Consider the following 14288-nt stretch of genomic DNA (forward strand, 5'->3'; position numbering starts at 1 on the left):
ATCCTTTGCCTTATTTGTTTTCCATTGAGGTTACTTCCACATCGACCTCAGGGGCTAAATCAAGCTTCATAAGACTATCGACGGTTTCAGGTGTCGCAGACATAATATCAATGATCCTGCTATGCACCCTGATTTCAAACTGCTCACGAGAATCCTTGTTGATATGGGGAGAACGCAAAACGGTGTATCTTCGGTTTTTTGTCGGCAATGGGATAGGCCCCTTAATATCTGAACCGGTTCGTTTTACCGCCTCCACGATTGATGCAACCGATCTGTCTAAAACTCTGTGATCGTAGGCTTTAAGCTTAAGTCTGATTTTTTCCATTATATTTACTTCCTTTGCAAAGAACTCATCAAAATAAGATGTAACTACCAAAATTTGGAAAGCGTATTGTATGAAAAATACAACCCGATAGTCAAGCATTTATCCTGTTTTTCGTATTTTCTATCCAAAATCATTTCCTTTTTATAAGGAAATATGCTACACTACAAACAAAAAGGCAAATCCTATGGCAGACCTTGAGCAAAATTTCATCGACAAAACCCAAAATTTCACCATCCTGCCACGCCGATTTGGGCTAAAATCAAACAAAATCCATCTTTTTGGTCCCCCCAAAACCGGCAAAACATCGCTCGCACTCGATTTTGCCAAACATTTCAAAAAACCAGCCTACATCGACTGCAACGACCCAAGAATCGATATAGAAACCATCAAGCCCCTATTACTCAAGCTCTATTTGGAAAAAAAGATCGACGCACTCATCGTGGATAATTTCAACGAAAATTTTTCCTTACCCAATCTCGAAAATATCATCCTCATCACACAATCCAAACCCACCAACACCCTGCAAGGCTTCATATCCAAACCCATCGGACCACTCAACTTTGAAGAATACATCAGTTTTGACAAAAAAAATCTTTCTATAAACACCCTATTCAATCATTTTCTCAAAGATGGCAATCTCCCTGAAATCCAACAGCTGGGCGAATACCAAAAAATACCCCGCAAACAAGAAATCATCACGTTGGGTTTTGGTAGTAATGCCCATATCTTCGCCCATCTCATCCCGCATCAAGCCCACAAAATCACCACCAACCAAATCTACACCCAAATCAAAAAACACGCCAAAATTTCCAAAGACAAAATCTATGAATGTATCGCTTCATTCCAAGCAAGCAATGCGATCTATTTTCTACCGCACCAAGAAGACAAAACCAAAAAACTCTATCTTTACGACTTTTCCCTGCCCTATGCGTTTATGTCGCTCAAGTCATTTCAAGCCATTTTTGAAAATATGATTTTTTTGGAATTATTAAGCAGAGAAGATGTGCTTTTTTATGATAAAGGTTGTGATTTTTTGACCCAAGATAGCCGTGCTTACATCGCATTGCCTTTCCCGACACAAGAAATCATCGAGCAAAAAATTACCCATATCCAGAAAAGATTTTCTTTTATTACCATCATCACCATCAACTACGAATCCGAAGGCAAAACGCCCTATGGGAGATGGAAAGCCCAAAGTTTTATTAGCTTTGCACTCAATGAAGCTTAGAGCAAAACACGGCATTTATACAAAAAATATTTGCCCCTACCAAAAAAAGAAAAAACATACATCACCCAAAAAGCGAGGCTTTTGCCCTTTGGTGAATCAGAAAACTTTTGCGATGAAAGGGCGTATAACCATACAAATTGATAGCTTCTAAATGGCTCTTTGTCCCATAACCAGCGTTATTTTCAAAGCCATATTGCGGGTAAAGGCTGTGGAGTTCAAGCATTTGGGTGTCTTTGGAAGTTTTTGCAATGATCGACGCAGCTGAAATTTGCGGGACTTTATCATCACCTTTTACCAAACACTCCAAACGATAAGCAGAATCGCTACGCAACCCAAAAAGCGTATTGCCATCCATATAAAAATCCCGGCTAAAAGCGAGCAAATGCTCTATAATCTCCCTCATAGCTTCTTTGAGGCAAGCACTTAAGCCACACGAATCGATCTGCTCGCAAGTCTTTTCAACAACGTGGATATGCACATCCTCACACCCTCCCAACATACTAGCAAGCTCGAATCGCTTGGGTTTAGAAAGCTTTTTGCTATCTTTGACACCCATCGCACGTAGCCATCTTGCCCTATCCTCATCGCAAGCCACCCCTGCGATAAACATACTCCCGCACAAACTCCCCCTACCAGCCTCATCTATACCGCAAATCACCCTATTCCTTGGGTGTTATCATATTTGCAGGCACGACAAATCTATCAAAATCCTGCTCGCTAAGTAAGCCTAATGCCACGCAAGATTCTTTCAAACTAATGCCTTTTTTGTGCGCATTTTTAGCTAATTTGGCAGCATTTTCATAGCCGATATGCGGATTGAGCGCAGTAACTAACATCAATGAATGGTGCAGATTGTAGTCAATTTTTTCGAGATTTGGCTCGATCCCTTTAGCACAATGGACATCAAAAGAATCCATACAATCAGCCAATAAACGCAGGCTTTGCAAAAAATTATAAATCAACACGGGCTTAAAAACATTGAGTTCAAAATTCCCTTGAGAAGCCCCAAAACCAATGGCTGCGTCATTTCCCATCACCTGCACAGCCACCATCGTAACAGCCTCACATTGCGTGGGATTGACTTTCCCGGGCATTATCGAGCTTCCGGGTTCATTTTCTGGGATACTAAGCTCGCCAAGCCCACATCTTGGACCAGAGGCAAGCCAGCGGATATCATTGGCAATCTTCATCAGATTTGCCGCTAGGGCTTTGAATGCGCCGTGTGCAAATACCAATGCATCGTGGCTGGTGAGGGCGTGAAATTTATTAGGCGAAGAAACAAACGTTTCTCCGGTAAGCCTAGAAAGCTCTTGGGCTACTTTTTCGCTAAGCTTGGGATGGGCGTTGATGCCTGTGCCAACAGCTGTCCCGCCGATAGCTAGCTCGCTAAGTTGCTTCAAAGAATCTGTAATCTGTGCCTTTGAGTGCTCGAGCATACTCACATACCCGCTAAATTCCTGCCCGAGTGTCAGGGGTGTGGCATCTTGGAGATGGGTTCTGCCGATTTTGATAATATCCTTGAACGCTTGAGATTTTTGCTTCAGTGTCGCTGTGAGCCTATCGAGGGCAGGCAATAATTTGTGCGTGATTTCAAGCACACCCACAATATGCATTGCCGTAGGGAATGTGTCATTGGAGCTTTGGGACATATTCACGTGATCATTGGGATGGACAAGCTTTTCTTTTCTAAAATCCCCTCCCAAAATCTCAGTCGCCCGATTGGCAATGACTTCATTGAGGTTCATATTGGTCTGCGTGCCACTGCCAGTTTGCCAGATAGCTAGCGGGAACATATCATCAAATTTCCCCTCCAATATCTCATCGCAAGCCTGAATAATCGCCTGGCTTTTTGCCTCATCAAGCTTGCCTAAGCTAGCATTAACAACGCCCAATGATCGCTTGAGTTTTGCAAATGCGTAAATCAGCTCGGTAGGCATTTTTTCAATCCCGATTTTAAAGTTTTCCAAACTCCTTTGGGTCTGCGCACCCCAATATCTGGAATCCTCGACATTGATCTCACCCATTGTGTCGTGCTCGATGCGATAGTTCATTTTGAATCCTTTTATTAATGTAAGTAGTCTTTAGATTTTACCATAAATTCCAAATGGCTAACAGCCCAAAAACACGGATTCATTTCAACGCTCAGTCGGATTTCATAGCTAGCCAAATCATATGCAACAACGATTTTAATTGACCTGTATCAAAAAAATAATCACCCTATCAAATAAAATGCTATCGTGCAAAATCGCGCAAATCAGGCTATTTCGTTATACAAAAAATATAAATTGAATGCGGGCTATGAAAAAACTAATATTTAACTTTTATCTTGTTTTGCCTCTTTTTTCCCAAGAATGGGAAGGTTATATGCCTTCTAGCGAAACGCTCAAATCAGGTGAAACCAAAACGATTGAAGTCGTTGGCAAAACTGGCACAAATGGAAAAAACTATCTTTATAATTCTGGAAATTTTACGTATGCAACCAGTGGCTCGGGGGATTCTGTGCTGACGATCAAACCCAAAACAACACTTGAGGCTTTTTACAATAATGCCAACATCACCATCAAACAAAATTCCAAACTGATATTGCAATTAACAAACACAAATTTTATAATGGATAGAAATGCCTCCTACCAAATACAAAAAAATGCCGAACTTGAGGCTAGCGGAAAAGAATTTACCATCTATTCTGGAACATTGCTCAATCACGGCAAGATGGCACTAAGTTTTAGCGATTCTATCAATAACAACTTCAAATCTGGCTCAAAAGGTATTATCAACGACGGGGGAATACTTAATATAACCACCAAAACGTTTCATAACGGACGGGCTGATATTGGGAGTGGTTCTTATGGGGTTTTTGAAACGATGAATGCAGGCACGACCACCATCAACGCCAGTGATAAATTCAGAAACTTTGGCTATATTTTCAAAATATTTGATGGGCAAATCGTTAGCGATAAAAATCCCAATGCGATCTCAATCCTCAAAGCTTCCTTGAAAGCAACACTCACGATCAATGGCGGGGATGTCTATAATGGCGGAGACATTGAATACACCGCAGACCCTAGCTCGAGTGCCAAACATCATTATTATTCAGGTGTGGGCTATATCCTTGCAGACAATGCCACCATCACCATCGAAAAAAATCTTACTTCCAAAGGTGCGGGCGCACTACTCAATGACGCTTCTGAAGCCATATATTCACAAATAGCTGTGAGCAATGGAGGCACTATCTGTATCGGGGAGAACTTCACAAATGCGATTTATAGCGATATTTTTGTAGGCAATGGGGGGAGTATTGAAGTAGGCGGGAGTTTTACTAGCGGAGCAAATACGCATATTACTTTCAGTGGCGGCGCAAAAGGCTATGGGAGTATCCAAGCCAACACCATCGACATCACAGGTGCGAATTTGATTTTTTACAAAGGCAGTGCCAAAACCGATACTGCCTATACATTTTTGAAAGCCACTACATCACTCACCTATGATAATTCGATTTTAGGCATACAAAATGCACTCGCACAAGATGGGAGTATCAATCTGTTTTATCAAGCTTTCATAGAAAAAACAAACAATGAACTCAAGCTAACTTTCCAAGACAAAACTGGGGGTAAGGGCGTTTCTGAAATCATCTCCCAAAGCACCCGACTTGGCAACAATGAACGTATCATTATTGATGCGATCGATAAGCAAAAACCTTTGGGAGATTTTGATATTAGGAATTTCAGCATTTCTCAAATCAAAGGCGTAGCGAGCAGTATCGAAAAAAATATCCAAGATTTTGCTACCCATAAAAATGCTCTCATAAAAACAGGATTTCAAGCTGCCAAAACTTCCGTAATGAATCGGATGATGAAAGTCCAATCGCTAATCCCATCCCCCCAGTCCTCACCAAGATACGCTACCAACACCATCAGCCCCTATAGCACCCAATCGAATCGAACCGATTTTATCCCCCAACTCATCGCTTTTCCCTCAAGGCAAGCGCTAGAACCCAATGCACTCTATGCAAGCATTTTGGGAGCATACCAAAAAAACACCGCTGGGGCAGGTTATGATTATGGTTTCAATGCCGGGTATGATAGGGTTTTGAGCAAAAATTTATTCTTAGGTTTGTATGGGGGTTATGTCGCTGGGGATTTGGCATTTGATTCTCTTGAAATACAAACACGAACGATTCAAATGGGTGCATATGCTCGCTTCAATACCGCATTCATCGAAACCGATATGATACTCAGCTATAGCAATACCTATAGCCGTGCGACCAAAACAATTTCATTGGTTTTACATACCGATTCGAGCGATTTAAAATACAGCACGCAAGCGTTTGATTACCTGATCCAATCAGGTCCAAAAATCATCTTTGGCACAGATATTATCAAGCCTTTTATCGGGTTTAATGCCCTTTATGAGCAAAACAACCCTCTCAAAGAAAATGGACCACTTGGGAGTGAATACTTGTTTCAGAATGATTTTTATATCGGTGCGATAGCCGGGATGGAATACCGAAAATATGCCAATGGTGGCTATTTCTTTATCCAGCCCTCCATTGAATATACACTTCATAGCAATCTCAAAAGCACACAAGTTATATTTTTGAATAATACCTTGAGTATTCCCGCTCCCGCTAAAGAAAATTTTTTCTCATTGCTTACAGGCGGGGAGTTTCATCTCAATAGAAACTTTCTCATCAATATCAATGCCTCCATCAAAGGCTCAATGCAAGAAACATTTATCGCTACAGGCAGTGCGTCTTTAAAATTTATTTTTTGATTGGGGCATTTTGATGTTTTGGCACGCACGCCAAAAAACTATTGGCAGTTGTAGCACTCAACCGATCGATCCATTACGTTTTCATCAACGCTTGGACTTTCGCTCCTAAGATAATAAGTCGATTTTAATCCCAACTTCCACGCCAACATATAAATATCATTCAAAAGCTTCCCGCTAACTTTTTCAAGACGCATAAAAATATTCGTGCTCTGCCCTTGATCGATCCATTTTTGGCGGATGGCGGCTGCTTTGATAAGGCTTGTTTGGTCAATATCATAAGCAGAAGTATAATAATTCCAATTTTCCAAATTCAGATTAGGCACGACAACAGGGATAAGCCCACTGAGATTTTCTTCATACCATTTCTTTTTATAAACAGGCTCGATAGTCTGGGTTGTCCCTACGAGGATAGAAATAGAGCTTGTTGGCGCAATCGCCATCAAATACCCATTGCGAATGCCTTGGGCTTTGACAATCTCGCGCAGAGATTCCCAATCACAACTACTGCCAAAAAGCCCGCCACGATCAACAAGCTTCAACGCCTCTTTGTTAGCTTTATCAATCGGGAAAATCCCCTGACTCCAGTTTGAACCCTCATATTGGGGGTATTTGCCCTTTTCCTTGGCAAGTTCAGAACTTGATAAAATCGCATAGTAGCTAACCATTTCCATCACTTCATCAATCTTTTTGAGATGATCCTCAGAACCCCAATGGATTTTGGCATCTGCGAGCATCTGGGCTTCGCCCATTACACCTAGCCCAATCGCACGATTCAAAAGATTGGTAGCTTTGACCTTGCGATTAGGATAGAAATTGAGATCAATAACATTATCAAGCATCCGAATCGCAATCGGGATGACCCGCTCGATGTCTTCTTTGGTGTGGATTTTACTTAGATTCACACTCGCGAGGTTGCATACTGCCGTATCCCCGCCAGTCTGCTTGCGGGTGGTGATAAAGATTTTCTTCCCACCAAGTGAGTCGATACTGGTGAGTTTATTTGCTTTCTTTTTGACACCATCATCAGTGATAACTTCTTGCTTTTCTTCAAGAATCTCTAAGCTACCATCGCAAAATTCCACCTCGACAATATAATGGCTCGGACTGGTATTTTGAAATATTTCTGTGCAAAGATTCGAACTCCTGATAATCCCTGCGTGCGCATTGGGGTTGGCACGATTGGCATTATCTTTGAAACACAAAAATGGCAAACCTGATTCAAAATAGTTTGTCAAAATCTTTTTCCAAAGCTCCTTGGCGCTAATATGCTCTTTGATAACATTGGGATTTTTTTCATATTCAAGATATTTTTGCTCAAATGCCTCGCCATAAAGCTCGGTAAGCTCCTTGCATTCATAAGGATCAAACAATGTCCAAAGACCATTTTCTTCCACACGCTTCATAAACAAATCACAAATCCACACCGCTGGGAAAAGATCGTGCGCCCTGCGCCTCTCCTCGCCACTATTTTTACGCAGATCAATAAAATCATTAATATCAGTATGCCAGATTTCCAGATATGTCGCTATCGCACCTTTTCGTGTGCCGAGCTGATCAACAGCGATGGCTACGTCATTGGCGATCTTGAGGAATGGCACAACACCCCCCGCAGCATTTTTATGCCCATCAATGAAACTCCCCAAGCCCCGCACACAGCTAAAATCCCAACCAATACCCCCGCCGTATTTCGATAGAAGCGCCATTTCTTTATAGGCATCAAAAATCCCCTCAATATTATCCGGCGTGCTACCAATATAACAAGAACTCAATTGGTGGCGCGTTGTCCTTGCATTCGCCAAAGTAGGCGTGGCAGCAATGACTTCAAACTTGCTGATGATGTCATAAAATTTCACCGCCCATTCGTTGGGATTCTTTTCATTTTGTGCCAAAAACATCGCAATCGCCATAAACATATGCTGGGGCAATTCGATAGGTTTGTTTTGAGAATCCTTGATCAAATAGCGATCATAAAGGGTTTTGATACCCAAATAATTAAACTGCAAATCCCTTTCTTCTCGGATATGAGAGTTTAAAAATTCTAAATCATATTTTTCTTTCAAACCTTTGAGGATTTTGCCCTCAGCCTCGCCGTGCTCAAAATAATCTTGAAGCGTTTTATAACCTGTGAAACCACTGACTTTATGGTAAAGATCATACAAAAACAATCTAGCAGCAACAAATGTCCAATTCGGGGTATCCACATCGATTTTATCCACAGCGGTTTTGATGAGGGTTTGCTGGATTTCTTCGGTGGTGATTTTGTCTTTGAAATGGATTTTTGCATCCACCTCAAGCTCACTTTGACTCACGCCATCCAAATCTTTTACAGCACTTGAGGTATATTTTTGAATCTTGGAAATATCCAAGGTTTCCACCCGTCCATTGCGTTTCACAACTGTTATCACAAATGTCTCCTTATCACCAATTCAATGTTTAATTTTTATTTATACTCAATAAGCTCATCTTGACTGAGACGATATTTTGTATCCGGCTGGGGATTGAGTCGATAGCCAAATGCCACTATCAAGGTAATGCGTTCTTTGAATGTATCTGTCCCAAAAAGTTCTTCTAATGGCTTTTTCTCAAAACCCTCAATCGGGCAAGAATCAATGCCCATAAATGCGGCACAATTCATCATCGAGCTTGCCATCAAATAAGCTTGTCTGGAAGTCCAATGGATAATTTCTTCGCCCAAAAGATCATTAGCAATCAAAAATCCCCTGATTCTTTGCTGGTAGGCATCGTATTTTTCTTTTTGTGCCATCCGTCTTGAAACGACCCTGCTAACATAATTTGTAGGCGCTTTTAGGTCGGCAATCATTGATTTAAACACAACCAATTCGCTCGCCGTGGTGATTTGGTCTTGATTCCAACAAAGTGGCTTCATCTTTTCTCTCAAAGCCCTATCCCTCACTACCACCATTCTTGTTGGCTCAAGCCCAAAAGAACTGGGTGATAATCTGCCTGATTCCAATATAACTTCAAAATCATCGGGGGAAATTTTTTTATTGTTATCAAAAATCTTGCAAGCGTGTCTAAAATTCATCGCATCAATAAAAACATTTGCTTTCATTTTTAAACCTTTTTAGAATTGTAATATAAAATTCAAATTTATATTTTTAGATAAAATATCTTAAAATATTATATGAATTATATCCTTATAAAATGAATCTATCATAATATAATCCCATCACAATTTTTCTAAAAACAAACGAATGCAAAATTGCTATTTTTTTGTCATTCGTTTTCTAACGTTGGGATCGAGATATTTCTTGCGGATTCGGATACTTAATGGCGTTACCTCAAGAATCTCATCATCTTCTATCCACTCCAACGCACGCTCTAGGGTCAAATCACGTGGCGGGACGAGCTTGATAGCGTCATCACTCCCGCTCGCACGCATATTGGTGAGATGTTTGGATTTGATGGGATTAACATCAAGATCATTATCCCTGCTGTGTTCGCCAATAATCATACCAATATAAACCTTTGTCTGAGGACCGACAAAAAGCACGCCCCGCTCTTGAATATTAAACAACGAAAATGCTGTCGCCTCACCATTTTCCATACTGATAAGCGCCCCGTTTTTGCGGGATTCCACACTGCCACTATGGGGGCGAAATTCCAAGAAAGAGTGATTCATCACGCCTTCACCTTTGGTATCTGTGAGAAATTCACTCCGATAGCCGATAAGCCCACGTGCAGGGATCTCAAACTCTAGGCGTGTATAACCCTCACCCATTGGATTCATCGCCTTCATTTCAGCCTTTCTACGCCCAAGCCGTTCGATGATTGTCCCGCTAAAATCCTGCGGCGTATCAATAACAAGATGTTCAAAAGGCTCGAGTTTTTTGCCATTTTCTTCTTTGATGATGACTTCAGGTCGTGAAATGCTAAACTCAAACCCCTCACGCCTAAGGTTTTCAGCCAAAATCGTAATCTGAAGCTCGCCCCGCCCAGAAACACGGAATTTCCCCTCGCCCATCTCTTCACAACGCATCGCAATGTTGGTTTCCATTTCTTTGAGCAATCTATCTTTGAGCTTATTAGCTGTTACGTGTTTGCCCTCTAAGCCAGCAAGGGGGGAATCATTGACCGAAAAATACACACTCATCGTGGGTTCTTCTAGGTGCATTGGATCTAGGGGCATTGGGTTGTTCGGATCGACAACACTATCGCCGACATCTACCGCATTAAAGCCTGCGATGGCGATAATATCACCCGCTTCAGCCTCATCAATCTCGGTTCTTGCCAGCCCCAAAAACCCGATCAATTTGGTAATCCTGCCGTTTTCTTTGCTCCCATCGCCTTTGGCAAGCATTACATTTTCGCCCTTTTTGATACGCCCATTAAACACCCTTGCAATACCTATTTTACCGACATAGTTATCATAATCAAGCGTAAAAACCTGCATTTGTAGTGCATTAGCACTATCCCCATCAGGCAAAGGCACATATTCCAAAATCGCTTCAAAAAGTGGCTCAAGGCTTTTTTTCTCATCACTAAGATTTTTGATAGCATAACCATCCCTAGCAGCTGCATAAATCACAGGAAAATCAAGCTGTTCATCGCTCGCCCCCATCGCCACAAACAAATCAAACACCTCATCAACCACCCTATCAGGCTCTGCAGCAGGCTTATCGATCTTATTTACCACTACAATCGGGCGGATACCAAAACCCAATGCCTTTTTTACGACAAATTTTGTTTGTGGCATCACGCCCTCTTGGGCATCTACAAGCAAAAGCACCCCATCAACCATCTTGAGCACACGCTCCACTTCCCCGCCAAAATCGGCGTGTCCGGGAGTATCGATGATATTAATTTTTGTTCCTTTATAATGGATAGCGGTATTTTTAGAAAGGATAGTAATCCCCCGCTCCCTTTCTAAGTCGTTGCTATCCATCACCCTTTCATCGACTTTTTCACGTTCGCCAAATGTCCCCGATTGTGTCAATAGACCATCTACTAGAGTTGTTTTTCCGTGATCAACGTGTGCAATAACGGCAATATTTCGAATATTTTGCATTTTCCTCTCTTTAGTTCAGAATTTTTTTGCAAGTATAAAACCTTTCGCCTTAAACTTCCTCATTCAAATAATACACATTCACTCAATCGATACTCTGGAATCATTTTTGCTTTCTGTTTGGCAACACTTAGCTTATAAGGAAACTCTATGTTAGAAAATATCCTCAATAACGTCAATGCCTCCCACGAAACAAAAAGCAGTGCCGAAAAGAAAAAAACTATCGGCAAAACCAACACAGGAAAAGAGAGTGATTTTAAAAGTATCTTACAAAAAAATCTCTCTGCACAAAAAATAGATACCAAAAATCATAAAAATATCTCCGAACCCACCACCTCCAAAGAGACTGAAAAAACGCCGGTAGAAAAAACAGCCATCAAGCCCGCTATCAAGCCAACCATCAAACCCACTACAAACCCAGCCGAAGCACCCAAGACAAATACGCCCACCCAAGCAAGTGCAGAAAAAACACAAAAAGATGTTTTTACCCCTTTAGCGCAAAAAACCAATATCCCCGATCGTAAAGATCACAAAAATATCTCCGAAGCACCCATTTCGCACGTTGTTCCCAAAGATATTGATAAAAATATCTCCAAACTTTCTGAATCCAAAGCGAACCTATCAAGCACGCCCACTGGTTTGCTTGCCCCGCAAGAATCAAACCACCAAGCCCCCAAGCCTGCCAAAACAACCAACACGCATACAGCCACCCCAACGCCATCGCAAAAAGACACTCTTGCCTCACAAGCACCCCAAATGTCCCAAACACAAGCATTACAAGATACAAAAAATCCTTTATCTAAGATTGCCCCGCAAGATAATTCGCCAAAAAATGCAGTAAAAACAAACGAAAAAGCATCCATTTTGCCATCTGAAAAAAAGCTTTCTGACATCAAAACTCTTGCTACAGAGAAAAATTTGCAACCCAAAAATCTTAGTGCCAAAACCGACCCACAAACTCCCCAGCTAGACAACCACCCCACAGCCAAAAATATCCCCACACAAAGTATCCTTGAGCAAAAGCTCAAGCCCCAAACGCAAGCCTCAAAAGCCAAATCTCAAGAGGATAAGCCCTTATCATTCATCCTCAAAACGCTTGATGAAGTCGATACAAAAGAACTCCAAGCCAGAAAAAAATTCAATCAAGAACATAAAATAACCTACAAAACCGAAGGCAAAAGCGAAAAAATCGCCGTTATTGAGCGTGGCACACACTTGCCAAAAAGCATTGTGGGTGCAAAAATCGAAAAAGAAATCCAAAAAGAGCAAACATTGACAAAAAAAGTTTCTATCCAAAAAGAACCGCTCCAAGAGGCTATCTCACAAACTTTCATCAAAGAAGTCAAACCCAAAACAGCCCTAAATATCGAGGATAAACACCCCAACGCAAAAGAGATCGCACAAAAAAAAACTAAAAAATCTGCCCAACCCGTAAAAACACCAAAAACCACCGCCACTTCAAGCCTGAATGCAACGCATTCAGCCCAAACCCTCAAAGCTCAAGAGCAAGAACTCAACACCCAATTTCAAAATCAAGAAAAAATTCAAGAAAATAATATGCAGTTTTCCCTGCAAGAAAAGACAAAAAAAAAGCAAAATAATCAAGAAATAGAAAAAACTAAAGAAAAAACCCATCAAAATGTTGCCAAAGAAAAAGATTCTGCTCCGACCTTAGGATTGGGAGCTGTGAAAAATGATTTGCTCTACAAAAGTGCGAGTGCAAAAGAAACCATCAAAAATTTTGCACAAAATTTTCAAGATGAGATAAAAAAATTCAAACCCCCAATGAGTAAAATCTCCCTAGAACTCCACCCTGAAAAACTCGGCAAACTCGAACTTACAATCAAACAAACCGGCAAAAATATCCACGTGAGTGTCGTTTCTAACAATCAAGCGATGGCGCTTTTTGTCCAAAATCAAGCCGAACTCAGGCAAAACCTCGCAATGATAGGATTTTCTGGTGTTGATTTGAGCTTTTCCTCACAAGAAGGCTCGCAAAAAGGACAGCAAAACCAAGATAACCAAAAAAGGAACAAAAATAGCTTGCGACAATATCAAGAAGTCAAAAATGTTTCTGAGATTCCATACGACACGATGGAAATCACATTACCAAGATACGCATAGGAGGCAAAAATGGCGATCGATCTCGCTGAAGTAACCGGGGCAAAAGCCGCCGCTCAAAAAAAAACCGAACAGCCCAAAATTGCCAACGGACTTGACAAAGACGCATTTATGAAGTTGTTTTTAGAACAACTCAAAAATCAAGACCCTACCGCCCCGATGGAAACGGACAAAATCATCACACAAACAGCGCAACTCACGCAAGTAGAAATGCAAGAAGAAAACAAAAAAACGATGAAAGAAGTCGCTGAGGCGATGAAATCCACCAAGGACACCAATGAATCCCTCAAAGACTTTCAAACCTCGCTGAAAGAAACGCTTGAAAGCCTAGATAAAGGGATGCAAGCCAATATGAACTCCAACACGCAAATGGCGCAAGTCTCAGCGCTTAACACGGTTTCAATGATAGGCAAAATCGCAGAAACCGACATCAGCGGTGTTAATGTCAAAGGACCTGGAGAGATCCAATTTTCGCTTTATTTTGATTCTAAAATCGATGCGTCTAAGGGCAATCCCACCATTCAAATATTTGATAGCAACAAACAGCTCATCCGCACCATCTCCCTAGCAGACAAAGATGGCGAGAGTGGTTATGTTGATTTTAGCTGGGATGGGCTTGATGACAAAGGCGCTCAAGCCCCACAAGGGAGCTATGAAATCCGTGCCGAATATAATCTTGACCCCAAAACCAACCATTACAGCCAAACCCGTGTAGGCAGAGGGGAAGTCCAAAGCGTGCTTTTCAACAAAGGAACACCGATGTTGCGGATGGGCGAGATGATTTTACCGCTGGAGAGTGCGATCGAATTTTATGA

9 protein-coding genes and 1 pseudogene are annotated in these 14288 nt (G+C 41.4%); 4 read left to right on the top strand and 6 right to left on the bottom strand.

The genetic code is table 11. The annotated features are described in order from the left end of the window. Positions 1-10 precede the first annotated feature (10 nt). Complete coding sequence (rpsJ, locus tag BJI48_RS04325; protein WP_095270368.1) at positions 11-325, bottom strand: 30S ribosomal protein S10; 315 nt, start codon at positions 323-325, stop codon at positions 11-13. A gap of 184 nt (positions 326-509) precedes the next feature. On the opposite strand from rpsJ, the gene BJI48_RS04330 reads away from it, so the two are divergent. Continuing rightward, complete coding sequence (locus tag BJI48_RS04330) at positions 510-1553, top strand: ATP-binding protein (protein ID WP_095332288.1); 1044 nt, start codon at positions 510-512, stop codon at positions 1551-1553. Positions 1554-1614: 61 nt separating this feature from the next. Here BJI48_RS04330 and BJI48_RS04335 read toward each other — a convergent pair whose 3' ends face one another. Together BJI48_RS04335 and fumC are read right to left on the bottom strand one after the other, a co-directional pair. Next, positions 1615-2211: a ribonuclease HII gene (locus BJI48_RS04335; RefSeq protein WP_095332290.1), complete on the bottom strand. Its 597-nt coding sequence runs from the start codon at positions 2209-2211 to the stop codon at positions 1615-1617. A gap of 1 nt (position 2212) precedes the next feature. Next, positions 2213-3604 (bottom strand): class II fumarate hydratase, encoded by a 1392-nt coding sequence (gene fumC / locus BJI48_RS04340; protein WP_095332292.1) that lies wholly within the window; start codon positions 3602-3604, stop codon positions 2213-2215. 313 nt (positions 3605-3917) lie between these two features. On the opposite strand from fumC, the gene BJI48_RS04345 reads away from it, so the two are divergent. Beyond that, the gene (locus BJI48_RS04345) at positions 3918-6326 is read left to right on the top strand and encodes an autotransporter outer membrane beta-barrel domain-containing protein (RefSeq protein WP_180763044.1); all 2409 of its coding nucleotides are present in this window, start codon (positions 3918-3920) and stop codon (positions 6324-6326) included. A gap of 38 nt (positions 6327-6364) precedes the next feature. Here BJI48_RS04345 and BJI48_RS04350 read toward each other — a convergent pair whose 3' ends face one another. From BJI48_RS04350 to typA, 3 genes are all read right to left on the bottom strand, one after another. Next, positions 6365-8731 carry a ribonucleoside-diphosphate reductase subunit alpha gene (locus BJI48_RS04350; protein WP_095332296.1) on the bottom strand — a complete coding sequence of 789 codons (2367 nt, stop codon included), beginning with the start codon at positions 8729-8731 and terminating at the stop codon, positions 6365-6367. A 35-nt stretch (positions 8732-8766) separates the two neighbouring features. Beyond that, positions 8767-9399: an NAD(P)H-dependent oxidoreductase gene (locus BJI48_RS04355; RefSeq protein ID WP_095332298.1), complete on the bottom strand. Its 633-nt coding sequence runs from the start codon at positions 9397-9399 to the stop codon at positions 8767-8769. 153 nt (positions 9400-9552) lie between these two features. Beyond that, on the bottom strand, positions 9553-11355 hold the full coding sequence (gene typA, locus BJI48_RS04360; RefSeq protein WP_095332300.1) for a translational GTPase TypA: 1803 nt from the start codon (positions 11353-11355) through the stop codon (positions 9553-9555). A gap of 147 nt (positions 11356-11502) precedes the next feature. Here typA and BJI48_RS04365 point away from each other — a divergent pair, with 147 nt between their 5' ends. Continuing rightward, entirely contained in the window at positions 11503-13476 is a 1974-nt protein-coding gene (locus BJI48_RS04365) for a flagellar hook-length control protein FliK (protein ID WP_095332302.1), read from the top strand. Between the two features lie 9 nt (positions 13477-13485). Then, positions 13486-14286, top strand: a pseudogene (gene flgD, locus BJI48_RS04370) (flagellar hook assembly protein FlgD); the annotation flags it as partial. Positions 14287-14288 lie beyond the last annotated feature (2 nt).

Origin of the sequence: Helicobacter sp. 11S02596-1 (assembly GCF_002272825.1) — a bacterium.
Lineage (GTDB): Bacteria > Campylobacterota > Campylobacteria > Campylobacterales > Helicobacteraceae > Helicobacter_J.